A 22,459-nucleotide genomic window follows, 5' to 3' on the forward strand; every position below is an offset into this window, starting at 1 on the left:
CGGTTTTTCATTTCTGCAATGTTCTGATGGACCCGGGGGAGGGAAGGCGCTGCCTCATGCCGGTTGCGCCACCGCGGCCGGCAGTTCCCGTCAATTGAACCGGATGATCGCGACCTCGCCGTCGACCGCGCCCTGATAGGCCGAGGCATGCGGCTCTTCGGCCGGGATTTCGGTGAGCATGCCGATCTGGTCGAGATCGGCCTCGATGAAACCTTCCTCGGCAAGAGCGTTCAAGGCTTCACGCACAGCAGTGTCGTCGTCTGGCGCCTTCAGCAGGATGTGCAGGTCGATGCCTTCGCTGGCGTCGGACTCGTAGCCCTTGCCGATGATGATGAAGATCATCGGGCCGTCGAAATTGTTGTCGTTATCAGGTGTCGTAATCATCGCCTGTCCTTCGGCTCTTTGACGATTCGGTCGCGCGAATCCTGCTGTGAGGGCCGCACGCCGCATTTGCTGATTCCTTAGCTGCTTTTGCTGCAATGCCCAAGTTTTTATCTTGGCGCACGGCCGCCATTTCGTCTAGAAGGATGAAATCCGGGCGTTAGGCCCGCAGATCAAGGCGATGCGGCGAGTTTATTTATTAACCGGCCTTGACGAGACGGGTGGAAACCAGTAGTACCCCGGCCATCAGATCCCATGTGAGGCTTGGCTATTCGGGGCGACGCGCCCTGGAGTTCACCTCAAACAAGGTTCTAAACGCACGTTGAAGTCATGATGCTGCACGCATGACGCATGGTTTTATGCGTCCTCTGCTCCTTGTGGTCCATCTGCGGAAGCGGATCGGGCCATATTTTGCGCATTGACGGAAAGCGTGCGTCATTGCCGGAGACGGTGTGAGTTCAAGCCCGCCAGGGCACTGAGATAAAACGTAAGGGATGGTTGAATGCCTACCGTAAACCAGCTGATCCGCAAGCCTCGCCAGGCGAACGTAAAGCGTAATAAGGTTCCCGCTCTCCAGGAGAACCCGCAGAAGCGCGGCGTTTGCACGCGCGTCTACACGACGACGCCGAAGAAGCCGAACTCGGCTCTGCGTAAGGTCGCAAAGATCCGCCTCACCAACGGCTTCGAAGTCATTGGTTACATCCCCGGCGAAGGTCACAACCTTCAGGAACACTCTGTCGTCATGATCCGCGGCGGCCGCGTGAAGGACCTTCCGGGTGTCCGTTATCACATCATCCGCGGTGTACTCGATACCCAGGGTGTCAAGAACCGCAAGCAGCGCCGCTCCAAGTACGGTGCGAAGCGTCCGAAGTAATTCGGTTTTCGAATAGTCCGGCGCTGCGCGAGGTCCTCCGCGTGATGAAGCGCCTTAACGGTTGAAGAGACGAAAAGTATGTCCAGACGTCATAAAGCAGAAAAGCGCGAGATTAACCCGGATCCGAAGTTCGGCGATCTCGTTGTGACCAAGTTCATGAACGCCATCATGCTCGATGGTAAGAAGTCCGTTGCTGAAAACATCGTCTACGGTGCGTTCGACGCCGTCCAGGGTAAGTCCAAGCAGGAGCCGCTCACGGTTTTCCATTCTGCGCTCGACAACATTGCCCCGCACGTTGAAGTCCGCTCGCGCCGCGTCGGTGGTGCGACCTACCAGGTTCCGGTCGATGTTCGTCCGGAGCGCCGCCAAGCCCTCGCCATCCGTTGGCTGATTGCCGCTGCCCGCAAGCGTAACGAAACGACCATGATCGACCGTCTGTCCGGCGAACTGCTCGATGCGTCCAACAACCGCGGCTCCGCCGTTAAGAAGCGCGAAGACACGCACAAGATGGCTGACGCCAACCGCGCGTTCTCGCACTATCGCTGGTAATTCCGAACGGTATCGAAAGGCAGTCCACAATGGCTCGCGAATATAAGATCGAAGACTACCGCAATTTCGGTATCATGGCGCATATCGACGCCGGCAAGACCACGACCACCGAGCGTATCCTTTACTACACCGGCAAGTCGCACAAGATCGGCGAAGTCCACGACGGCGCAGCCACCATGGACTGGATGGAGCAGGAGCAGGAGCGTGGCATCACGATCACGTCTGCTGCCACCACGACCTTCTGGAAGGGCCGTGACGGCAAGACGCGCCGCTTCAACATCATCGACACCCCCGGCCACGTCGACTTCACCATCGAAGTCGAGCGCTCGCTGCGCGTTCTCGACGGCGCCATCGCGCTTCTCGACGCCAACGCCGGTGTTGAGCCGCAGACGGAGACCGTCTGGCGTCAGGCTGAGAAGTACAACGTTCCGCGCATGATCTTCTGCAACAAGATGGACAAGACAGGCGCGGACTTCTACCGCTCCGTCGAGATGATCAAGACCCGTCTCGGCGCAACGGCTGTCGTCATGCAGCTGCCGATCGGTGCAGAAACCGAATTCAAGGGCGTTGTCGACCTCATCGAGATGAACGCTCTCATCTGGCGCGACGAGTCGCTGGGTGCGCAGTGGGATGTCGTCGAGATCCCTGAAGACATGAAGGCCAAGGCCGAAGAATATCGCGAAAAGCTGATCGAAACGGTTGTCGAGATCGACGAAGCCGCGACGGAAGCCTATCTCGAAGGCAACCTGCCCGACAACGACAAGATCCGCGAGCTCGTTCGCCGCGGCACGATCGACGTCAAGTTCCATCCGATGTTCTGCGGTACTGCCTTCAAGAACAAGGGTGTACAGCCGTTGCTCGACGCCGTCGTCGACTATCTGCCGTCTCCGATGGACATTCCCGCGATCAAGGGCATCGATTTCAAGACGGAAGCTGAAATCGAGCGTCATGCCGATGACAACGAGCCGCTGTCCATGCTCGCTTTCAAGATCATGAACGACCCCTTCGTTGGTTCGCTCACCTTCGCGCGCATCTACTCCGGCAAGCTCGAAAAGGGCGCATCGGTCATCAACACGGTCAAGGACAAGCGCGAGCGCGTCGGCCGCATGCTGCAGATGCATTCCAACTCGCGTGAAGACATCGAAGAAGCCTTCGCTGGTGACATCGTCGCTCTCGCAGGTCTCAAGGAAACCACGACCGGCGATACGCTCTGCGACCCGCTGAAGCCGGTTATCCTCGAGCGCATGGAATTCCCCGAGCCGGTCATCCAGATCGCTATCGAGCCGAAGACCAAGGGCGACCAGGAAAAGATGGGCCTCGCGCTCAACCGTCTGGCTGCTGAGGATCCGTCTTTCCGCGTCAAGACCGACCAGGAATCCGGCCAGACCATCATTGCCGGCATGGGCGAACTGCATCTCGACATCATCGTCGACCGTATGCGTCGTGAGTTCAAGGTCGAAGCAACCGTCGGTGCGCCGCAGGTTGCCTACCGCGAAACCATCACGCGCCAGCACGAAGAAGACTACACGCACAAGAAGCAGTCCGGTGGTACCGGCCAGTTCGCGCGCGTCAAGATCATCTTCGAACCGAACCCGGACGGCGACGACTTCAAGTTCGAATCCAAGATCGTCGGCGGCTCTGTTCCGAAGGAATACATCCCCGGCGTTCAGAAGGGCATCGAAAGCGTTCTGTCTTCCGGTCCGCTCGCTGGCTTCCCGATGCTCGGCGTCAAGGCAACCCTCATCGATGGTGCCTTCCACGACGTCGACTCGTCGGTCCTCGCGTTCGAAATCGCTTCCCGCGCTTGCTTCCGTGAAGCAGCCAAGAAGGCCGGCGCTCAGCTCCTCGAGCCGATGATGAAGGTCGAAGTCGTTACCCCGGAAGATTATGTCGGCGACGTCATCGGCGACCTGAACTCCCGCCGCGGTCAGATCCAGGGTCAGGAAAGCCGTGGTATCGCTGTTGTCATCAACGCCAACGTTCCGCTGGCGAACATGTTCAAGTACGTCGATAACCTGCGCTCCATGTCGCAGGGTCGCGCTCAGTACACGATGACCTTCGATCACTACGCGCCGGTCCCGTCGAACGTCGCAACCGAAATCCAGGCAAAGTATTCCGGTCAGAAGTGACCGGAATACCAATTGACCGATAACAAGAATTAGATCCCTTCGGGGACTAGCAAAACGGAGAGCCGAAAATGGCAAAGAGTAAGTTTGAGCGCAACAAGCCGCACGTCAACATTGGCACGATCGGCCACGTTGACCACGGCAAGACGTCTCTGACGGCAGCGATCACGAAGTACTTCGGTGAGTTCAAGGCGTACGACCAGATTGACGCTGCTCCGGAAGAAAAGGCACGCGGCATCACCATTTCGACAGCGCACGTCGAATACGAGACGCCGAACCGCCACTACGCGCACGTCGACTGCCCCGGCCACGCCGACTACGTGAAGAACATGATCACCGGTGCTGCGCAGATGGACGGCGCGATCCTGGTGTGCTCGGCTGCTGACGGCCCGATGCCGCAGACGCGCGAACACATTCTGCTCGCCCGCCAGGTTGGCGTTCCGGCGATCGTGGTGTTCCTGAACAAGGTCGACCAGGTTGACGACGCCGAGCTTCTCGAACTGGTCGAGCTCGAAGTCCGCGAACTGCTGTCGTCCTACGACTTCCCGGGCGACGACATCCCGGTCGTCAAGGGTTCGGCACTTGCTGCTCTCGAAGACTCCGACAAGAAGATCGGCGAAGACGCAATCCGCGAGCTGATGGCTGCTGTTGACGCCTACATCCCGACGCCTGAGCGTCCGATCGACCAGCCGTTCCTGATGCCGATCGAAGACGTGTTCTCGATCTCGGGCCGTGGTACGGTCGTGACCGGCCGCGTCGAGCGTGGCATCGTCAAGGTTGGCGAAGAAGTCGAGATCGTCGGCATCCGCCCGACCTCGAAGACGACGGTGACCGGCGTTGAAATGTTCCGCAAGCTGCTCGATCAGGGCCAGGCCGGCGACAACATCGGCGCTCTGGTTCGCGGTGTGAACCGTGACGGCGTCGAGCGTGGCCAGATCCTGTGCAAGCCGGGTTCGGTCAAGCCGCACAAGAAGTTCATGGCCGAAGCCTACATCCTGACGAAGGAAGAGGGCGGCCGTCATACGCCGTTCTTCACCAACTACCGTCCGCAGTTCTACTTCCGCACGACCGACGTGACGGGCATTGTGACGCTGCCGGAAGGCACGGAGATGGTTATGCCGGGCGACAACGTCACGGTTGCCGTTGAGCTGATCGTTCCGATCGCGATGGAAGAAAAGCTGCGCTTCGCTATCCGCGAAGGCGGCCGCACCGTCGGCGCCGGTATCGTTGCCAGCATCGTCGAGTAATTCGTTCGGTCGCTCCGGTGGGGCGGCCGATTCGATGACATTATTATGATGCAGGCGGCGCAAGCCGCTTGCTTATTACACAGAAATGTAGCAAATGGCGCGCGAGCGCGATTTGCGTACCGCTTTGGATAACGAAGCGGAGACTAAGCAAACAATAAGGTGGGCTAGAAGGCCCTGAAGACTGGATAGGGATGCTGTTTCGGCGCCCTCTCGATCTTTGAAACCGGTGGTCCGCCTTAGGAAGAAAGAACAACCCGTGTCTTGCCTAAAGACATGTGGAAAACAAACACAAGGATAACGTCGAATGAACGGCCAAAATATCCGCATTCGCCTGAAGGCGTTCGATCACCGGATTCTCGATGCTTCTACGCGCGAGATCGTGTCGACGGCGAAGCGCACCGGTGCAAGCGTCCGGGGCCCCGTTCCGCTTCCGACCCGCATCGAGAAGTTTACGGTCAACCGGTCCCCGCACATCGACAAGAAGAGCCGCGAACAGTTCGAGATGCGCACGCATAAGCGCCTGCTCGACATCGTAGACCCGACCCCGCAGACGGTAGACGCGCTGATGAAGCTCGATCTCGCCGCCGGTGTCGATGTTGAGATCAAGCTCTGAGCTTGCTCGAGCTGAGTTGGAAGGATTGAACCGATGCGTTCAGGTGTGATTGCACAGAAGGTGGGAATGACCCGCGTCTACAACGACGCCGGCGAGCATGTCCCGGTAACGGTACTGCGCATGGAGGCCGTCCAGGTCGTTGCCACGCGTACTGTCGAAAAGAATGGCTATACCGCAGTTCAGCTCGGTGCCGGCCAGGCGAAGGTGAAGAACACGTCGAAGGCGATGCGCGGCAACTTTGCTGTCGCCAACGTCGAGCCGAAGGCGAAGCTTCAGGAATTTCGTGTCTCCGAAGACAATCTTCTGGAGATCGGTACTGAGCTTAAAGCCGGTCACTTTGCAGCCGGTCAGCTCGTCGACGTGACGGGCACGACGATCGGTAAGGGTTTTGCCGGCGCTATGAAGCGTCATGGTTTCGGCGGTCTGCGCGCCACGCACGGTGTGTCGGTATCGCACCGCTCGCACGGTTCGACCGGCTCGCGCCAGGATCCGGGCAAGGTTTTCAAGAACAAGAAGATGGCTGGTCACATGGGCCAGACGCGCGTCACGACGCAGAACCTTGAAGTGGTTTCGACCGATGAAGATCGCGGTCTGATCCTGATCAAGGGTGCTGTTCCCGGTTCCAAGGGTGCCTGGATCATCGTGCGCGACGCCGTCAAGTCGGCCGCGAAGTAAGGGAGCCAGATCAATGGAATTGAACGTCAAGACCCTCGAGGGAAAAGACGCCGGGAAGGTTTCCCTTTCGGACGCGATTTTCGGCCTCGAGCCCCGCGAAGACATTCTCGCCCGCGTCATCCGCTGGCAGCTTGCCAAGAAGCAGCAGGGCACGCACAAGGCAAAGGGCCGCGCTGAAGTTTCGCGCACCGGCGCCAAGATGTACAAGCAGAAGGGTACGGGCCGCGCCCGCCACCATTCGGCTCGCGCTCCGCAGTTCCGCGGCGGCGGCAAGGCCCACGGCCCGGTTGTTCGCAGCCACGAGCATGACCTTCCCAAGAAGGTTCGCGCGCTCGGCCTTCGCCACGCCCTTTCGGCCAAGCTCAAGGCCGATGACGTCATCGTCATCGACAACCTGGTTGCCGCCGAAGCCAAAACCAAGGCTCTCGCGTCCGTTTTCGAGACGCTCGGCCTGACCAACGCCCTCTTCATCGGCGGCGCAGAGCTTGACGGCAACTTCAAGCTCGCAGCTCAGAACATCCCGAACATCGATGTTCTGCCGATCCAGGGCATCAACGTTTACGACATCGTGCGCCGCGGCAAGCTCGTGCTTTCCAAGGCTGCGGTTGAAGCGCTAGAGGAGCGATTCAAGTGACCGATCTTCGCCACTACGATGTGATCGTCTCTCCGGCGATCACCGAAAAGTCCACGCTGGTATCCGAAAACAACCAGGTTGTTTTCAATGTCGCCAAGCAGGCGACGAAGCCGGAAATCAAGGCTGCTGTCGAGGCGCTGTTCGGCGTCAAGGTTACGGCCGTCAACACTCTGCTGCGCAAGGGCAAGACCAAGCGGTTCCGCGGTTTTGTCGGCAAGCAGAAGGACGTGAAGAAGGCTGTCGTGACCTTGGCTGAAGGCCAGACGATCGACGTCTCCACCGGTCTCTGAGGAATAAGAAAATGGCATTGAAAACATTCAATCCGACGACCCCGAGCCAGCGTCAGCTGGTCATCGTTGATCGCTCCTCGCTCTACAAGGGCAAGCCGGTCAAGACGCTGACGGAAGGTCTGACCAAGAGCGGTGGCCGTAACAACCTCGGCCGCATCACGGCCCGCTTCATCGGCGGTGGTCACAAGCGCACCTACCGACTGGTCGACTTCAAGCGTCGCAAGTTCGACGTTGATGGCACCGTTGAGCGTATCGAATACGATCCGAACCGCACGGCGTTCATCGCGCTGGTAACCTATGCTGACGGCGAGAAGGCTTATATTCTCGCTCCGCAGCGTCTCGCTGCCGGCGACAAGGTTGTCGCCTCCGAGAAGGCTGTCGACGTCAAGCCCGGCAATACCATGCCGCTGCAGTTCATCCCGGTCGGCTCCATCATCCACAACGTGGAAATGAAGCCGGGCAAGGGTGGTCAGATCGCTCGCTCTGCCGGTTCCTACGCGCAGCTCGTCGGCCGCGACCAGGGCATGGCGATCCTTCGCCTGAACTCCGGTGAACAGCGTCTCGTGCATGGCTCCTGCCTTGCTTCGATCGGCGCCGTCTCCAACCCTGATCACGCCAACATCAACGACGGCAAGGCCGGTCGTACCGTTTGGCGCGGCAAGCGTCCGCATAACCGCGGTGTCGTCATGAACCCGGTCGACCATCCGCACGGCGGTGGTGAAGGCCGCACCTCCGGTGGTCGCCATCCGGTGACACCGTGGGGCAAGCCGACCAAGGGCAAGCGCACCCGGTCGAACAAGTCGACCGACAAGATGATCATGCGCTCGCGTCATCAGCGTAAGAAGTAAGAGAGGAAGTCTCCAATGGCTCGTTCAGTATGGAAAGGTCCGTTCGTTGACGGCTATCTTCTCAAGAAGGCTGAGAAGGTTCGTGAAGGCGGACGTGCAGAAGTAATCAAGATCTGGAGCCGTCGCTCCACGATCCTGCCGCAGTTCGTCGGTCTCACCTTCGGCGTCTACAACGGCAGCAAGCATATCCCGGTCAGCGTCAATGAAGACATGGTCGGCCACAAATTCGGTGAATTCTCTCCGACCCGCACCTACTACGGTCACGGCGCGGACAAGAAGGCGAAGAGGAAGTAACAATGGGCAAGGCAAAAGCCGAACGCCGGCTGAAGGACAACGAGGCGCAAGCAGTCGCCCGCACGCTCCGCGTCAGCCCCCAGAAGCTCAACCTGGTTGCTGCGGCCATCCGCGGCAAGAAGGTCGAGCGCGCACTCGCTGAGCTGGAGTTCTCCCGCAAGCGCATCGCGGGCGCCGTCAAGAAGACGCTCGAATCCGCGATCGCCAACGCTGAGAACAACCACGATCTCGACGTCGACTCGCTTGTCGTCGCCGAGGCCTATGTCGGCAAGTCGATCGTCATGAAGCGTTTCCACGCTCGTGGCCGCGGTCGCGCGTCGCGCATCGAAAAGCCTTTCGCGCACCTGACGATCGTCGTTCGTGAAGTGCAGGCAGTAGAGGAGGCCGCATAATGGGTCAGAAAATCAATCCAATCGGTTTCCGTCTTGGCATCAACCGTACCTGGGATAGCCGCTGGTTTGCGGACAATGCCGAGTATGGCCAGCTGCTGCACGAAGACCTGAAGATGCGCAAGTTCGTCATGAGCGAACTGAAGCAGGCCGGGATCTCCAAGGTGGTCATCGAGCGTCCGCACAAGAAGTGCCGCGTCACGATCCACTCCGCACGTCCGGGCCTCATCATCGGCCGCAAGGGCGCAGACATCGACAAGCTCCGCAAGAAGCTGTCGGACATGACGAATTCGGAAACGCACCTCAACATCGTCGAAGTGCGCAAGCCCGAAGTCGATGCGACGCTGGTCGCTCAGTCGATCGCCCAGCAGCTTGAGCGCCGTGTGGCATTCCGTCGCGCCATGAAGCGCGCCGTTCAGTCCGCGATGCGTCTTGGCGCCGAAGGCATCAAGATCACCTGCGCCGGCCGTCTTGGCGGTGCTGAAATCGCCCGTACCGAATGGTATCGCGAAGGTCGTGTGCCGCTGCACACGCTGCGCGCCGACATCGACTACGGCACGGCAGAAGCAGAAACCGCTTTCGGTATCTGCGGCATCAAGGTCTGGATCTTCAAGGGCGAAATCCTTGAGCATGATCCGATGGCTTCCGAACGTCGCGCGCTGGAAGGCGATGCACAGGGTCCGGCAAGCCGCGAACGCGACCGTGGCGATCGTCGCCGCGAACGCGACAACGCGTAATTAGCGCTGGCGAAAGATAAGCTCGGAGAAGTAAGAAAATGTTGCAGCCAAAGCGTACTAAGTACCGCAAGCAGTTCAAGGGCCGCATCAAGGGCGTCGCTAAGGGCGGTTCCGACCTGGCATTCGGCGAATTTGGCTTGAAGGCTCAGGAACCCAACCGCGTCAACGCGCGCGAGATCGAGGCGGCCCGCCGCGCGATCACGCGTTACATGAAGCGCGCCGGCCGTGTATGGATCCGCGTGTTCCCGGATGTTCCGGTAACCGCAAAGCCGACCGAAGTCCGCATGGGTAAGGGTAAGGGCTCCGTCGAATACTGGGCATGCAAGGTCAAGCCCGGTCGTATGATGTTCGAGATCGACGGTGTCAGCGAAGAGATCGCCCGCGAGGCGCTTCGTCTGGGCTCTGCCAAGCTCTCGGTCAAGACGCGCTTCGTTCAGCGCATTGCAGAGTAAGGGATTGAGCTCATGAAAGCCTCAGATGTTCGCGCGTTGACCGCCGACCAACTCAAGGACGAGCTTGCCAAGCTGAAGAAGGAGCAGTTCAACCTGCGCTTCCAGAAGGCGACCGGCCAGCTCGAAAAGTCCTCGCGCATCAACGAAGTCCGCAAGGACATCGCCCGCGTGAAAACCATTGCCCGCCAGAAGGCGGCAGAAGTTAAGGCCTAAAGGAAGAAAAATATGCCAAAGCGCATCCTGCAGGGCGTCGTCGTTGGCGACAAGAACGAGAAGACGGTAGTGGTTCGCGTTGAGCGTCGTTTCGCTCACCCGCTGCTCCAGAAGACCGTTCGTCGTTCCAAGAAGTACAAGGCCCACGACGAAAACAACCAGTACAAGATCGGCGATACCGTATCCATCGAGGAATGCGCGCCGATCTCCAAGGACAAGCGCTGGACGGTGATTTCCGCCCAGGGCAAGTAACAGAATTTTGCGCGAGGCCTTGCGTCTCGCCGAAATATCTGTATGAAGCAGCGTCAGAACGCTCGAATGCCGGGCGTTCTTTTGCTTTGAGCGCACGGAAGGTCCCGTTCGGGAAACCACCCTGGCACGATCGACCCCGCGCTATTCAGCTATTGCCGTGTTTTTGCTTGCCGTTGCGGCAAGTGGCCGGCGAACATTTTCATAAGCCGGAGTAGGGGGCTTAGGCCCAACCATTCCGGTAAACCAAGAAGGCGACCTGATATGATTCAGATGCAAACAAACCTCGACGTCGCGGATAATTCCGGCGCACGTCGTGTCATGTGCATCAAGGTGCTGGGCGGCTCGAAGCGCAAGTATGCCTCGATCGGCGACGTCATCGTCGTTTCGATCAAGGAAGCGATCCCGCGCGGCCGCGTGAAGAAGGGTGACGTGATGAAGGCGGTTGTCGTTCGCACCGCCAAGGACATCCGTCGTCCGGATGGCTCCGTCATCCGCTTCGACACCAACGCAGCAGTCCTCATCGACAACAAAAAAGAGCCGATCGGCACCCGTATCTTCGGACCGGTTCCGCGCGAACTTCGCGCCAAGAACCACATGAAGATCATCTCGCTGGCTCCCGAAGTACTGTAAGGAGCGAAGCGATGCAGAAGATTCGTAAAGGCGACAAGGTCGTCATGCTCGCTGGCAAGGACAAGGGCCGCACCGGCGAAGTTGTTCAGGTCATGCCGAAGGAAGATCGTGCGGTCGTCCGCGGCGTCAACGTCGTCAAGCGCCACCAGCGCCAGACGCAGACCCAGGAAGCCGGCATCATCAACAAAGAAGCCCCGGTTCACCTGTCCAACATTGCAATCGTCGACAAGGACGGCAAGCCGACCCGCGTCGGTTTCAAGGTCGTTGACGGCAAGAAGGTCCGTGTGGCCAAGCGTTCTGGAGAAGTGATCGATGGCTGAGGCAAAATACGAGCCGCGGCTCAAGAAGGAATATGTCGAGCGCATCCGCAAGGCCATGCAGGAGCAGTTCTCCTACGCCAACGAGATGATGATCCCGAAGCTCGACAAGATTGTGATCAACATGGGTGTTGGCGAAGCGACCGCTGACTCGAAGAAGCCGACGGTAGCTGCCGCCGACCTCGCAGCGATCGCCGGCCAGAAGCCGGTCATCACCCGCGCACGCAACTCCATCGCAGGCTTCAAGGTCCGCGAACAGATGCCGATCGGCGCGAAGGTAACCCTGCGCGGCGCCCGCATGTACGAGTTCCTGGACCGTCTCGTGAACATCGCGCTCCCGCGCGTTCGCGACTTCCGCGGCCTGAACCCGAAGAGCTTTGACGGCCGTGGCAACTTCGCCATGGGCATCAAGGAGCACATTGTGTTCCCTGAGATCAACTACGATAAGGTTGATCAGATGTGGGGCATGGACATCATCGTTTGCACGACGGCGACGACCGACGACGAAGCACGGGCTCTCCTGAAAGAGTTCAGCTTCCCGTTCCGTCAATAACCGTAACGACGAGCGTAGAAAAGGAACCTGACATGGCGAAGACAAGCGCAGTTGAAAAGAACAAGCGCCGCCGTACTACGGTCGCCAACCAGGCCGCTAAGCGGGCTGCGTTGAAGGCGATCATCATGAACCAGGCTCTTCCGATCGAAGAGCGGTTCAAGGCCTCGATCAAGCTGGCATCCCTGCCGCGTGATGGATCGAAGACCCGTATTCGCAACCGTTGCGAAGTTTCGGGGCGTCCGCGCGCATATTACCGCAAACTGCGCATGTCGCGTATTGCGCTGCGTGAACTGGGCAATCTCGGCAAGGTGCCGGGCATCGTCAAGTCGAGCTGGTAAGGAGCAGGTTAGATGACAATGACTGATCCGTTGGGCGATATGCTCACCCGTATCCGTAACGGCGCTTCCCGCCGCAAGTCGTCGGTTTCGACGCCTGCGTCCAAGCTCCGTGCACGCGTTCTCGATGTCCTGCAGTCCGAAGGCTACATCCGTGGCTATTCCGTTGTCGATTTCGGCAATGGCAAGTCGGAACTCAGCATCGAGCTGAAATATTATGAAGGCGCATCGGTGATCCGTGAGATCGGCCGTGTGTCCAAGCCGGGCCGCCGGGTTTATGTCTCGGTCAAGTCCATTCCGCAGGTCGCGAACGGCCTCGGCATCACCATCCTTTCGACTCCGAAGGGTGTGATGGCCGATCACCAGGCTCGCGAACAGAACGTTGGTGGCGAGGTTCTTTGCTCGGTCTTCTAAGATCGGGCAAGGATCTCCATAGCGAACAGACAGGATTGAAACATGTCTCGTATCGGTAAGAAGCCCGTTCAGGTGCCTGCTGGGATCACGGCTACGGTCGATGGCCAGAAGGTGACTGCAAAGGGCCCGAAGGGCGAGCTGTTTTTCGTTGCTAACGACGAAATCAGCCTCAAGCTCGAAAACAACGCGGTCGTCGTGACGCCCGTGAACCAGACCAAGGATGCGCGTTCGAAGTGGGGCATGTCCCGCACGATGATCGAAGGCATCTTCAAGGGCGTCAAGGACGGCTTTGAGCGCAAGCTCGAAATCAACGGCGTCGGTTACCGCGCCGCCTTGCAGGGCAAGAACCTGCAGCTGGCCCTCGGCTTCAGCCATGACGTGATCTATGAGCCGCCGGTCGGCATCACGATCGCCGTTCCGAAGCCGACTGAAATTGTTGTCTCCGGCATCAATAAGCAGCAGGTCGGTCAGGTCGCCGCTGAAATCCGCGAATATCGCGGTCCCGAGCCCTACAAGGGCAAGGGCGTCAAGTACGCTGACGAGCGGATCGTCCGCAAAGAAGGCAAGAAGAAGTAAGGATCACGCGAAATGGCTAGCAGGAAAGAAGCACTTGCACGTCGTGCCAACCGCGTGCGCCGTCATCTCAAGTCGGTGGCCAATGGCCGTCCGCGCCTGTCGGTTCATCGCTCCTCGAAGAACATCTACGCCCAGGTCATCGATGATGTGGCCGGCAAGACGCTTGCGTCTGCCTCCACCCTCGAGAAGGATCTGCGCGGTTCTCTGAAGACCGGTGCCGATACCGCTGCCGCCGCCGTCGTAGGCAAGCTCGTCGCCGAGCGCGCCTCCAAGGCCGGTGTTACGGAAGTCGTGTTCGACCGTGGCGCCTTCATCTATCACGGCCGCATCAAGGCTCTCGCCGATGCTGCCCGCGAAGGCGGTCTCACCTTCTGATCAGTTTCCGGCCGGACGCCTCAAGCGCCGGCCGGATTTTCGCCGGACCGCGGCACTCTCCGAAAGGGGAGGCTGATGCGGTCCACATTTGTTTGCCGATTGCACCCGGAAAAGAAAAAGGAAGAGGACAATGGCACAGGAAAGAAGGCCGCAGCGGGAAGACCGCCAGAGCCGTGAAGAGCGCGATAGCGAATTCGTCGACAAGCTTGTCGCGATCAACCGCGTCGCCAAGGTCGTCAAGGGCGGCCGTCGTTTCGGTTTCGCAGCACTCGTCGTCGTTGGCGACCAGAAGGGCCGCGTCGGCTTCGGCCATGGCAAGGCACGTGAAGTGCCGGAAGCCATCCGCAAGGCAACCGAAGCCGCCAAGCGCGAACTGATCTTCGTACCGCTGCGTGACGGCCGTACGCTGCATCACGACGTTCATGGCCGCCATGGCGCCGGCAAGGTTCTGCTGCGTTCGGCCAAGGTCGGTACCGGCATCATCGCCGGCGGTCCGATGCGCGCCGTATTCGAAACGCTCGGCATGCACGACGTCGTCGCCAAGTCGACCGGTTCGTCGAACCCCTACAACATGGTTCGCGCCACCTTCGACGCTCTGAAGCACCAGGTTCACCCGAAGGACATCGCAGCTCAGCGTGGCATCAAGTATGCAACGTTGCAGGCTCGTCGTAGCGCCTCCGGCAACGCCTCTGAAGAATAAGAGGAGTCTGACAGATGGCCAAGGCTACCAAGAAGGCTGAAGCGAAGACCGTCACGATCGAACAGATCGGCAGCCCGATTCGCCGTCCGGATGTCCAGCAGCGTACGCTGATCGGTCTCGGACTGAACAAGATGCACCGTCGCCGCACGCTGGAGGACACTCCTTCCGTTCGTGGCATGATCCGTGCTGTCCAGCATCTCGTTCGCGTCGTCGACGAGAAGTGAGTCCGGAGTAACGCTCATGAAACTCAATGAAATTAAAGATAACGAAGGCTCGACCCACAGCCGCAAGCGTCTTGGCCGTGGTATCGGCTCGGGCTCCGGCAAGACCGGTGGTCGCGGTGTAAAGGGTCAGAAGTCCCGTTCGGGCGTCGCCATCAACGGCTTCGAAGGCGGTCAGATGCCCATCTACCGTCGCCTGCCGAAGCGCGGCTTCAACAACATTTTCGCTTCCGATTTTGTTGTCGTGTCGCTCGGCCGTATCCAGGCAGCGATCGATGCCGGCAAGCTCGACGCCAAGGCGACCGTTGACGCAGCTGCCCTGAAGGCAGCCGGTGTCATCCGCCGCCCGAAGGACGGCGTTCGTGTTCTCGCCGACGGCGAGCTCAAGGCCAAGATCACCATCGTCGTTGCAGGCGCCTCCAAGCCTGCCGTCGAGAAGATCGAAAAGGCCGGCGGCACCGTGACGCAGCTTTCGGCTCCGGCTGCAGCTGAATAATAATCTGATGATATATCGCCCGGGGTGCTTCACACCGGGCGATTTTGCTCCCATATGTGGGCCTCACAAAAACTTGGCTGGCGCGCCCGCGTCATGCCGGTAAGACTAAAACAAGGGTGAGGCATGGGGTTGCGCTGCAATCCGTCCCAATCCCGGTTTTGAATAATTTTCATACTGATTCCGGGGCCGGCCTATCCCCTAGAGACGCCGGAATTGGTAGCGCGGAGAAACGCATGGCTTCTGCAGCGGAACAATTGGCATCCAACCTCAATTTTTCGACCTTTGCCAAAGCCGAGGATTTGAAGAAGCGCCTGTGGTTCACACTGGCAGCTCTCCTCGTCTACAGGCTCGGTACCCATATTCCGCTTCCGGGCCTCAATCCCGAAGCCTATGCCCAGGCTTTCCGCGGCCAGGCAGGCGGCATTCTCGGCCTCTTCAATATGTTCTCGGGCGGCGCCGTGCAGCGCATGGCGATCTTCGCGCTCGGCATCATGCCCTATATCTCTGCTTCGATCATCGTGCAGCTCATGACCTCGGTCGTGCCGGCGCTCGAAAACCTCAAGAAGGAGGGCGAGCAGGGCCGCAAGATCATCAACCAGTACACCCGCTACGGCACCGTCATTCTTGGCGCGCTTCAGGCCTATGGCATCGCCGCCGGTCTTGAGAGCGGCCAGGGTCTCGTCGTCGAGCCGGGCTTGTTCTTCCGTGTTTCCACCGTCCTGACGCTGCTCGGCGGCACGATGTTCCTGATGTGGCTCGGCGAGCAGATCACCTCGCGCGGCATCGGCAACGGCATTTCGCTGATCATTTTCGCCGGTATCGCAGCCGGTCTGCCGACTGCTCTTGCCGGCACGCTCGAACTCGGCCGCACCGGTGCGCTGTCGACCGGCCTCATCCTGCTGGTCATCGTCGTCGCTATCCTCGTCATCGGCGTCATCGTCTTCGTCGAGCGTGCGCAGCGCCGCCTGCTGATCCAGTATCCGAAGCGCCAGGTCGGCAACCGCATGTTCCAGGGCGACACCTCGCACCTGCCGCTGAAGTTGAACACTTCAGGCGTCATCCCGGCGATCTTCGCATCCTCGCTGCTGTTGCTGCCGGCAACGGTTGCAGGCTTTGCCAGCACGACGTCGATGCCCGCCTGGGCGACCTCCATCGTTGCAGCGCTTGGCCATGGTCGACCGCTCTACATGGTTCTCTACGCGGCGCTGATCGCCTTCTTCGCCTTCTTCTATACGGCGATTGTCTTCAATCCGAAGGACACGGCCGACAATCTGAAGAAGCATGGCGGCTTCATTCCCGGCATCCGCCCGGGTGAACGTACTGCCGAATATATCGACTACGTGCTGACCCGCATCACGGTGATCGGCGCGATCTATCTTGTCTTCGTCTGCATCCTGCCGGAGATTCTGGTGTCGCAAACCGGCATCCCATTATCCCTTGGTGGGACTTCGCTTTTGATCGTGGTTAGCGTAACTCTTGATACGGTTGCACAGATCCAGGGTCACCTGATCGCGCAGCAATACGAAGGCCTGATCAAGAAATCGAAGTTGCGTGGAGGAAAGAGGGGGCGATGAGACTTATCCTTTTGGGGCCGCCGGGCGCGGGTAAGGGAACCCAGGCCCAGCGGATCGTGGAAAAGCACGGCATTCCGCAGCTTTCCACGGGGGACATGCTGCGTGCAGCCGTTCAGGCTGGTACTGAAATCGGCAAGCGTGCCAAGGCCGTCATGGACGCCGGCAATCTGGTCTCTGACGAGATCGTCAATGCCATCGTTTCCGAGCGAATCGACCAGCCCGATTGCGCCAACGGTTTCATCCTCGACGGTTTTCCGCGCACGCTGGTGCAGGCGGATGCCACCGAGGCGATGCTGAAAGCCAAGGGGCTCGATCTTTCCGTCGTCATCGAATTCCGTGTCAATGACAAGGAACTGATCCGCCGCGTGGCAGGCCGTTACACCTGCGCCCAATGCGGCACGGTCTATCACGACTCGGACAAGGTCCCTGAAAAGGAAGGCGTTTGCGACAAGTGCGGCTCGACCCACTTCAAACGTCGCCCTGACGACAATGCCGAGACCATGACCACGCGTCTGGAGGTCTACTACAAGGAAACTTCGCCGCTGATCGGCTACTACCACGCCAAGGGCAAACTCAGGTCCGTGGACGGCATGGCAGAGATCGATCAGGTCACGGCCGAGGTCGAAAGCATTCTTTCCAAGCTTTAAGGCTTTGAAAATAAACTTGGCGGAATGGTTGCTTTTCAGCAGTGATTCCGCTAAACACCGCGCCAACTCGCGACATTCCATGCGATCGGCGCGGATTTCCCAGGGAAGTCCGGGTGCGGTCGTTTTGACATGTTGCGGACGTAAATCTGAACGGGCGGTTCCAAAGACCGCATAACGAAGCCCACTTGCCGGATGGCAACTGGAATGCAAGGAGAACAGGCGTGGCACGTATCGCTGGCGTCAACATCCCGACTGCGAAGCGCGTTGTCATCGCGCTGACCTACATTCACGGGATCGGTCCGAAATTCGCACAGGAAATCGTCGAGAAGGTCGGTATCCCGGCTGAACGTCGTGTGCATCAGCTGACGGACGCAGAAGTCCTTCAGATCCGTGAAGCCATCGACCGCGACTATCAGGTCGAAGGTGACCTTCGTCGCGATACCGCGATGAACATCAAGCGTCTGATGGACCTCGGCTGCTACCGCGGCCTGCGTCATCGCCGTGGCCTTCCGGTCCGCGGTCAGCGCACGCACACCAATGCCCGCACCCGCAAGGGCCCGGCAAAGGCTATCGCTGGTAAGAAGAAGTAATTTCCGGGAAACCGGAGTAGGGAGGCTGGCGGTCTGCGCCGGCCTCTTTTGAGTTTGGAGCGGGACCATATGGGCGCCGTTCCGGTGTAGCCGCTGGCATTACGGCGGTGAAGAGATCAACGAAAGGAATACCATGGCTAAGGAAGCCGTCCGCGTTCGCCGTCGCGAGCGCAAGAATATCTCGTCGGGTGTCGCTCACGTCAACTCGACCTTCAACAACACGATGATCACCATCACGGATGCGCAGGGCAATGCGATTGCCTGGTCGTCGGCTGGCGCCAAGGGCTTCAAGGGCTCGCGCAAGTCGACCCCGTTCGCTGCCCAGATCGCTGCCGAAGACTGCGCCAAGAAGGCTCAGGAGCACGGCATGAAGTCGCTGGAAGTCGAAGTCTGCGGCCCGGGTTCGGGTCGTGAATCGGCTCTGCGCGCGCTCCAGGCTGCAGGTTTCATGATCACGTCCATCCGCGACGTGACCCCGATCCCGCACAATGGCTGCCGTCCGCGCAAGAAGCGCCGCGTCTGATCATCGCTCTCGTCACTGGTGAGCGCCTTCGCGCTCCCGGTGGTTTTCAAGCTCGGTTGCCACGATTGGATGGTGGCAACGAACGGAAGGCAAACTCATGATTCAGAAGAACTGGCAGGAACTGATCAAGCCGAACAAGGTGGAGTTCTCCTCGAGCTCGCGCACCAGGGCGACGCTTGTTGCCGAACCGCTGGAGCGCGGCTTCGGCCTCACCCTCGGCAACGCGCTTCGCCGCGTTCTGCTCTCCTCGCTGCGCGGTGCTGCCGTCACGGCGGTGCAGATCGACGGCGTGCTGCATGAATTCTCCTCGATTCCGGGCGTCCGCGAAGACGTGACGGACATCGTGCTCAACATCAAGGAAATCGCCATCAAGATGGATGGCGACGACGCAAAGCGCATGGTCGTGCGCAAGCAGGGCCCGGGCGTTGTCACGGCTGGCGACATCCAGACGGTCGGCGATATCGAAATCCTCAACCCCGAGCATGTCATCTGCACGCTCGATGAGGGCGCCGAAATCCGCATGGAATTCACCGTCAACAACGGCAAGGGTTACGTTCCGGCCGAACGCAATCGTGCGGAAGATGCTCCGATCGGTCTCATCCCGGTCGACAGCCTCTATTCGCCGGTCAAGAAGGTGTCCTACAAGGTTGAAAATACCCGCGAAGGACAGGTTCTCGACTACGACAAGCTGAACATGACCATCGAAACCGATGGCTCGATCACCGGCGAAGACGCCGTCGCTTTTGCGGCGCGCATCCTCCAGGATCAGCTTGGCGTCTTCGTCAACTTCGACGAGCCGCAGAAGGAAACCGAAGAGGAAGCAGTCACCGAACTCGCTTTCAACCCGGCTCTCCTCAAGAAGGTGGACGAACTCGAACTGTCGGTCCGTTCGGCAAACTGCCTGAAGAACGACAATATCGTCTACATCGGCGACCTCATTCAGAAGACCGAAGCAGAAATGCTCCGCACACCGAATTTTGGTCGCAAGTCGCTGAACGAAATCAAGGAAGTTCTCGCTTCCATGGGCCTGCACCTCGGCATGGAAGTGCCGGCATGGCCGCCCGAGAACATCGAAGATCTCGCCAAGCGTTACGAAGACCAGTACTGAGAAAACAAAAGGCAGGCTCTTTCGGCTGCCTTTCCCCGTCAAACAGCAGGCAGATCGCCTGCATGTGCCAGGAAACGGCAGGCCCGCTTAGTGTCAAGGGCACTGCATTAAAGGAGAATAGCAATGCGCCACGGTAAAGCCGGCCGCAAGCTGAATAGAACTGCAAGCCACCGCAAGGCGATGTTCGCCAACATGGCGGTTTCGCTGATTACCCACGAGCAGATCGTCACGACCCTGCCGAAGGCCAAGGAAATCCGTCCGATCGTCGAGAAGCTCGTCACGCTCGGCAAGCGCGGTGACCTGCATGCTCGCCGTCAGGCGATCTCGCAGATCCGCGACGCCGCCGTCGTTTCGAAGCTGTTCGACACGATCGCAACGCGCTACGCCACCCGCAACGGCGGCTATCTGCGTATCATGAAGGCCGGCTTCCGCCAGGGCGACAATGCCGCCATGGCCGTTGTCGAATTCGTTGACCGCGACACCTACGCCAAGGGCGCTGCCGACAAGGCTCGCGTCGCTGCCGAAGAGCAGGCCGTCGCCGCCTAAGATTTTCCGCTTCGCCGGAAACAGGACAGCCGGGCTGCAAAGCCCGGCTGTTTTCGTTTGTGACTTGGCCGGCGACCGACCTGCTTATGATGCATATCTGCACTTTAGGCCGCCAATCGGTCGAGATCGTGATGGGACAGACTCAATTGCGTGAAATCATTCAAGCCCGGTCTCGACCGCAGCTCCTTCGTTTTGCCGCCCTGCTTCTCGTCATCGTCCTCGGACTGGCGCTCAGGCGCTTCGGCTACGCGGTCGATCTGCCGTTTATTGTTGTCAAATACGGCGGATCTGCCCTGTGGGGAGCGATGGTCTATCTGCTGCTGGCGCTGTTTTTCGGCAGATTGCGGCCCACGGCAATTGCCGTCATGGCGCTCGTCGTGGCGATTTCAGTCGAATTGTTCCGGCTCTATCACACGCCATGGCTCGACGCGTTTCGGTTGACCACTGCGGGCGCGCTGCTGCTCGGCCGTATATTTTCGCTCTGGAACATGCTGGCCTATACGATTGGAATAGCCATGGCCTGCATGTTCGATCCGGCGCGTCCGGCAACGCGTCCTCTGTGATAACCAATCCTCACGGGGCTGGAGCCACCGCCCGCTGGCGCAGCCGGCCGTGCTCCTTCTTCCGGCTGCGCGCGATCGGCCGGTAGGAGCGGTAGAGGATGAGCGCGATCATCAGGCCGACATAGATATATTGCTCGAGGTTGAGGAGCTTGGTCGAGAGCGCGAAATGCAGCGCCCCGCAGGCGGCGATGATGTAGACGAGGCGGTGCAGCCAGATCCAGTTCTTGCCGAGGCCGCGGATCGAATAATTGTTGGATGTCACCGCCAGCGGAATGAGCATCGCCAGCCCTGCCATCCCGAACATGATGAAGGGACGCTTCAGCACGTCGTTGACGACAGCTTGAATATCCATCGCCTGGTCGAGCACCATGTAGACGGTGAAATGCATCAGCGCATAGTAGAACGTCAGCAGGCCCAGCGCGCGGCGATAGCGCAGATAGTTCCAGCCGAAAAGTTCGCGGGCAGGGGAGACGGCAAGTGTTGCGATCAGGAAACGGATGGTCCAGAGGCCGAGCAAGAGCTCGAAGGTCTTGACAGGATCCGCACCCAGCTGATCGGTCGCGCCGAGATAGAAGGTCCAGGCCGCAGGCACGAGCCCGACGACATAAAGCAGCCAGACGGAGGCGGGCTGCCAACGCTTGGGGATGGCGAGCGACAGTTCCGCCATCAGTAATTCGCCTTCAGATCCATGCCGGTATAGAGGCCCGCCACTTCGTCCGCATAGCCGTTGAAGGGCAGGGTGGGGTGGCGGCTCGCGCCGAAGAAGCCGCTTTCGCCGATCCGCCGTTCGGTGGCCTGGCTCCAGCGTGGATGGTCGACGGCTGGATTGACGTTGGCATAGAAGCCGTATTCCTGGGCATTGGTCACCTGCCAGGTGTTCTTCGGCTGCTGGTCGGTGAGCGTGATCCTGACGATCGACTTGATACCCTTGAAACCGTATTTCCACGGCACCACAAGGCGGATCGGCGCGCCATTCTGGTTCGGCAGCGTTTCGCCATAGAGCCCAACGGCAAGCAGGGTCAGCGGATGGCGTGCCTCGTCCAGGCGCAGCCCCTCGATATAAGGCCAGTCGAGCGATTGGAAGAAACCTTTCTGCCCCGGCATTTCCTCCGGCCGCACGACGGTTTCGAAGGCGACGTATTTGGCGCTGCCGAGCGGCTCCACCTTATCGAGCAGCGAAGCCAGCGGGAAGCCGTTCCAGGGGATGACCATCGACCAGGCCTCGACGCAGCGCATCCGGTAAGTGCGCTCCTCGATCGGGAATTCCTTCATCAGCGCTTCGACGTCGAAGGTGCCGGGCTTGTTGACCATGCCGTCGACTTTGATCGTCCAGGGCAGCGGCTTGAAATTGCCGGAATGAGCGGCGGGATCGCCCTTGTCGAGGCCGAACTCATAGAAATTATTGTAGGTCGTGATGTCCTTGAGCGGCGTCGTCTTCTCATCGACCTTGTACTTGCTCTCGACGGCGGAAAGCTCGGCCGCGCTCGCCTTGCCGGCTCCGTAGAGCGCCATGGCGCCAAGTGCTGCAGCGCCCAGGAATTCGCGGCGGCGCACATAGATCTGTCGCGGCGTAATCTCAGACGAGGCGATCTTTGGTGGGCGATGGGCTGGCATGTCAAAACCTCCGGGGCGGATTTGCCGATTATAGTTCCTAAACGAACCGCCCGCATCTTCGGATCAATGTCTATGCCTTGAATATCGTCGACGGGAAGCCAAT

Annotated in this window: 35 protein-coding genes; 32 read left to right on the top strand and 3 right to left on the bottom strand. The window is 59.6% G+C overall.

Annotation, left to right across the window (positions count from 1 at the left end; translation table 11 throughout):
* Positions 1-90: 90 nt before the first annotated feature.
* Positions 91-384 (bottom strand): hypothetical protein, encoded by a 294-nt coding sequence (locus EFQ99_RS27870; RefSeq protein ID WP_008521380.1) that lies wholly within the window; start codon positions 382-384, stop codon positions 91-93.
* Between the two features lie 499 nt (positions 385-883).
* Between EFQ99_RS27870 and rpsL the strand changes: the two genes are divergently transcribed.
* The 32 genes from rpsL to EFQ99_RS28030 all read left to right on the top strand — a co-directional run bounded on the left by rpsL (position 884) and on the right by EFQ99_RS28030 (position 20,742).
* Complete coding sequence (rpsL, locus tag EFQ99_RS27875) at positions 884-1,255, top strand: 30S ribosomal protein S12 (protein WP_003547537.1); 372 nt, start codon at positions 884-886, stop codon at positions 1,253-1,255.
* Positions 1,256-1,333: 78 nt separating this feature from the next.
* Positions 1,334-1,804, top strand: a complete 471-nt coding sequence (rpsG, locus tag EFQ99_RS27880; RefSeq protein WP_008521364.1) for a 30S ribosomal protein S7 — start codon at positions 1,334-1,336, stop codon at positions 1,802-1,804.
* Between the two features lie 29 nt (positions 1,805-1,833).
* The gene (gene fusA, locus EFQ99_RS27885) at positions 1,834-3,933 is read left to right on the top strand and encodes an elongation factor G (protein ID WP_126924408.1); all 2,100 of its coding nucleotides are present in this window, start codon (positions 1,834-1,836) and stop codon (positions 3,931-3,933) included.
* Positions 3,934-4,001: 68 nt separating this feature from the next.
* Positions 4,002-5,177, top strand: coding sequence for an elongation factor Tu (tuf, locus tag EFQ99_RS27890; RefSeq protein WP_126924401.1), 1,176 nt, complete (start codon positions 4,002-4,004; stop codon positions 5,175-5,177).
* 304 nt (positions 5,178-5,481) lie between these two features.
* Positions 5,482-5,790, top strand: a complete 309-nt coding sequence (gene rpsJ, locus EFQ99_RS27895) for a 30S ribosomal protein S10 (RefSeq protein ID WP_003547547.1) — start codon at positions 5,482-5,484, stop codon at positions 5,788-5,790.
* 33 nt (positions 5,791-5,823) lie between these two features.
* Complete coding sequence (gene rplC / locus EFQ99_RS27900; protein ID WP_003573801.1) at positions 5,824-6,465, top strand: 50S ribosomal protein L3; 642 nt, start codon at positions 5,824-5,826, stop codon at positions 6,463-6,465.
* Between the two features lie 13 nt (positions 6,466-6,478).
* The gene (gene rplD / locus EFQ99_RS27905) at positions 6,479-7,099 is read left to right on the top strand and encodes a 50S ribosomal protein L4 (RefSeq protein WP_126924409.1); all 621 of its coding nucleotides are present in this window, start codon (positions 6,479-6,481) and stop codon (positions 7,097-7,099) included.
* On the top strand, positions 7,096-7,389 hold the full coding sequence (locus EFQ99_RS27910; RefSeq protein WP_003547550.1) for a 50S ribosomal protein L23: 294 nt from the start codon (positions 7,096-7,098) through the stop codon (positions 7,387-7,389). Before rplD ends, EFQ99_RS27910 begins: the two co-directional genes overlap by 4 nt.
* An 11-nt stretch (positions 7,390-7,400) precedes the next feature.
* The gene (gene rplB, locus EFQ99_RS27915; RefSeq protein WP_126924410.1) at positions 7,401-8,237 is read left to right on the top strand and encodes a 50S ribosomal protein L2; all 837 of its coding nucleotides are present in this window, start codon (positions 7,401-7,403) and stop codon (positions 8,235-8,237) included.
* Between the two features lie 15 nt (positions 8,238-8,252).
* Positions 8,253-8,531, top strand: a complete 279-nt coding sequence (gene rpsS / locus EFQ99_RS27920; RefSeq protein WP_003573797.1) for a 30S ribosomal protein S19 — start codon at positions 8,253-8,255, stop codon at positions 8,529-8,531.
* A gap of 2 nt (positions 8,532-8,533) precedes the next feature.
* On the top strand, positions 8,534-8,923 hold the full coding sequence (gene rplV / locus EFQ99_RS27925; protein WP_007626081.1) for a 50S ribosomal protein L22: 390 nt from the start codon (positions 8,534-8,536) through the stop codon (positions 8,921-8,923).
* Positions 8,923-9,657, top strand: coding sequence for a 30S ribosomal protein S3 (rpsC, locus tag EFQ99_RS27930; protein WP_003573793.1), 735 nt, complete (start codon positions 8,923-8,925; stop codon positions 9,655-9,657). The genes rplV and rpsC overlap by 1 nt, the downstream gene beginning before the upstream one ends.
* Before the next feature lie 38 nt (positions 9,658-9,695).
* The gene (gene rplP / locus EFQ99_RS27935) at positions 9,696-10,109 is read left to right on the top strand and encodes a 50S ribosomal protein L16 (protein WP_003573792.1); all 414 of its coding nucleotides are present in this window, start codon (positions 9,696-9,698) and stop codon (positions 10,107-10,109) included.
* A gap of 12 nt (positions 10,110-10,121) precedes the next feature.
* The gene (rpmC, locus tag EFQ99_RS27940; protein WP_004674925.1) at positions 10,122-10,322 is read left to right on the top strand and encodes a 50S ribosomal protein L29; all 201 of its coding nucleotides are present in this window, start codon (positions 10,122-10,124) and stop codon (positions 10,320-10,322) included.
* Between the two features lie 12 nt (positions 10,323-10,334).
* Positions 10,335-10,574, top strand: a complete 240-nt coding sequence (rpsQ, locus tag EFQ99_RS27945) for a 30S ribosomal protein S17 (RefSeq protein WP_003547557.1) — start codon at positions 10,335-10,337, stop codon at positions 10,572-10,574.
* A 261-nt stretch (positions 10,575-10,835) separates the two neighbouring features.
* A complete protein-coding gene (gene rplN / locus EFQ99_RS27950; protein ID WP_003573790.1) occupies positions 10,836-11,204 on the top strand; it encodes a 50S ribosomal protein L14 in 369 nt (122 codons plus the stop codon).
* An 11-nt stretch (positions 11,205-11,215) separates the two neighbouring features.
* Positions 11,216-11,524 (top strand): 50S ribosomal protein L24, encoded by a 309-nt coding sequence (gene rplX, locus EFQ99_RS27955; RefSeq protein WP_004674929.1) that lies wholly within the window; start codon positions 11,216-11,218, stop codon positions 11,522-11,524.
* Entirely contained in the window at positions 11,517-12,074 is a 558-nt protein-coding gene (gene rplE / locus EFQ99_RS27960) for a 50S ribosomal protein L5 (RefSeq protein WP_003573788.1), read from the top strand. Before rplX ends, rplE begins: the two co-directional genes overlap by 8 nt.
* A 32-nt stretch (positions 12,075-12,106) precedes the next feature.
* Positions 12,107-12,412, top strand: coding sequence for a 30S ribosomal protein S14 (rpsN, locus tag EFQ99_RS27965; RefSeq protein WP_003573787.1), 306 nt, complete (start codon positions 12,107-12,109; stop codon positions 12,410-12,412).
* 12 nt (positions 12,413-12,424) lie between these two features.
* The gene (gene rpsH / locus EFQ99_RS27970) at positions 12,425-12,823 is read left to right on the top strand and encodes a 30S ribosomal protein S8 (protein ID WP_003547562.1); all 399 of its coding nucleotides are present in this window, start codon (positions 12,425-12,427) and stop codon (positions 12,821-12,823) included.
* A 42-nt stretch (positions 12,824-12,865) separates the two neighbouring features.
* A complete protein-coding gene (gene rplF, locus EFQ99_RS27975; protein WP_008521309.1) occupies positions 12,866-13,399 on the top strand; it encodes a 50S ribosomal protein L6 in 534 nt (177 codons plus the stop codon).
* 12 nt (positions 13,400-13,411) lie between these two features.
* A complete protein-coding gene (rplR, locus tag EFQ99_RS27980; RefSeq protein ID WP_097622108.1) occupies positions 13,412-13,774 on the top strand; it encodes a 50S ribosomal protein L18 in 363 nt (120 codons plus the stop codon).
* Between the two features lie 130 nt (positions 13,775-13,904).
* Complete coding sequence (gene rpsE, locus EFQ99_RS27985) at positions 13,905-14,474, top strand: 30S ribosomal protein S5 (RefSeq protein WP_003573784.1); 570 nt, start codon at positions 13,905-13,907, stop codon at positions 14,472-14,474.
* 14 nt (positions 14,475-14,488) lie between these two features.
* Positions 14,489-14,698 (top strand): 50S ribosomal protein L30, encoded by a 210-nt coding sequence (gene rpmD / locus EFQ99_RS27990; RefSeq protein ID WP_003547566.1) that lies wholly within the window; start codon positions 14,489-14,491, stop codon positions 14,696-14,698.
* Positions 14,699-14,714: 16 nt separating this feature from the next.
* Positions 14,715-15,191 carry a 50S ribosomal protein L15 gene (rplO, locus tag EFQ99_RS27995; protein ID WP_126924411.1) on the top strand — a complete coding sequence of 159 codons (477 nt, stop codon included), beginning with the start codon at positions 14,715-14,717 and terminating at the stop codon, positions 15,189-15,191.
* 233 nt (positions 15,192-15,424) lie between these two features.
* Positions 15,425-16,765, top strand: a complete 1,341-nt coding sequence (gene secY, locus EFQ99_RS28000; RefSeq protein WP_126924412.1) for a preprotein translocase subunit SecY — start codon at positions 15,425-15,427, stop codon at positions 16,763-16,765.
* A complete protein-coding gene (locus tag EFQ99_RS28005) occupies positions 16,762-17,412 on the top strand; it encodes an adenylate kinase (RefSeq protein ID WP_126924413.1) in 651 nt (216 codons plus the stop codon). Before secY ends, EFQ99_RS28005 begins: the two co-directional genes overlap by 4 nt.
* Before the next feature lie 221 nt (positions 17,413-17,633).
* A complete protein-coding gene (gene rpsM / locus EFQ99_RS28010) occupies positions 17,634-18,002 on the top strand; it encodes a 30S ribosomal protein S13 (RefSeq protein WP_003573772.1) in 369 nt (122 codons plus the stop codon).
* Positions 18,003-18,135: 133 nt separating this feature from the next.
* Positions 18,136-18,525 (top strand): 30S ribosomal protein S11, encoded by a 390-nt coding sequence (rpsK, locus tag EFQ99_RS28015; RefSeq protein WP_003547577.1) that lies wholly within the window; start codon positions 18,136-18,138, stop codon positions 18,523-18,525.
* A gap of 97 nt (positions 18,526-18,622) precedes the next feature.
* The gene (locus tag EFQ99_RS28020; RefSeq protein WP_003547579.1) at positions 18,623-19,633 is read left to right on the top strand and encodes a DNA-directed RNA polymerase subunit alpha; all 1,011 of its coding nucleotides are present in this window, start codon (positions 18,623-18,625) and stop codon (positions 19,631-19,633) included.
* A gap of 123 nt (positions 19,634-19,756) precedes the next feature.
* Positions 19,757-20,179 carry a 50S ribosomal protein L17 gene (rplQ, locus tag EFQ99_RS28025; protein ID WP_126924414.1) on the top strand — a complete coding sequence of 141 codons (423 nt, stop codon included), beginning with the start codon at positions 19,757-19,759 and terminating at the stop codon, positions 20,177-20,179.
* Positions 20,180-20,325: 146 nt separating this feature from the next.
* Positions 20,326-20,742: a ribosomal maturation YjgA family protein gene (locus EFQ99_RS28030; RefSeq protein ID WP_126924443.1), complete on the top strand. Its 417-nt coding sequence runs from the start codon at positions 20,326-20,328 to the stop codon at positions 20,740-20,742.
* A gap of 10 nt (positions 20,743-20,752) precedes the next feature.
* On the opposite strand, the gene msrQ is transcribed toward EFQ99_RS28030, so the two are convergent.
* Entirely contained in the window at positions 20,753-21,409 is a 657-nt protein-coding gene (gene msrQ / locus EFQ99_RS28035; RefSeq protein WP_126924415.1) for a protein-methionine-sulfoxide reductase heme-binding subunit MsrQ, read from the bottom strand.
* Complete coding sequence (gene msrP, locus EFQ99_RS28040) at positions 21,409-22,356, bottom strand: protein-methionine-sulfoxide reductase catalytic subunit MsrP (RefSeq protein WP_126924416.1); 948 nt, start codon at positions 22,354-22,356, stop codon at positions 21,409-21,411. The genes msrQ and msrP overlap by 1 nt, the downstream gene beginning before the upstream one ends.
* Positions 22,357-22,459: the final 103 nt, after the last annotated feature.

Source organism: Rhizobium vallis (assembly GCF_003985155.1).
GTDB lineage: Bacteria > Pseudomonadota > Alphaproteobacteria > Rhizobiales > Rhizobiaceae > Rhizobium > Rhizobium vallis.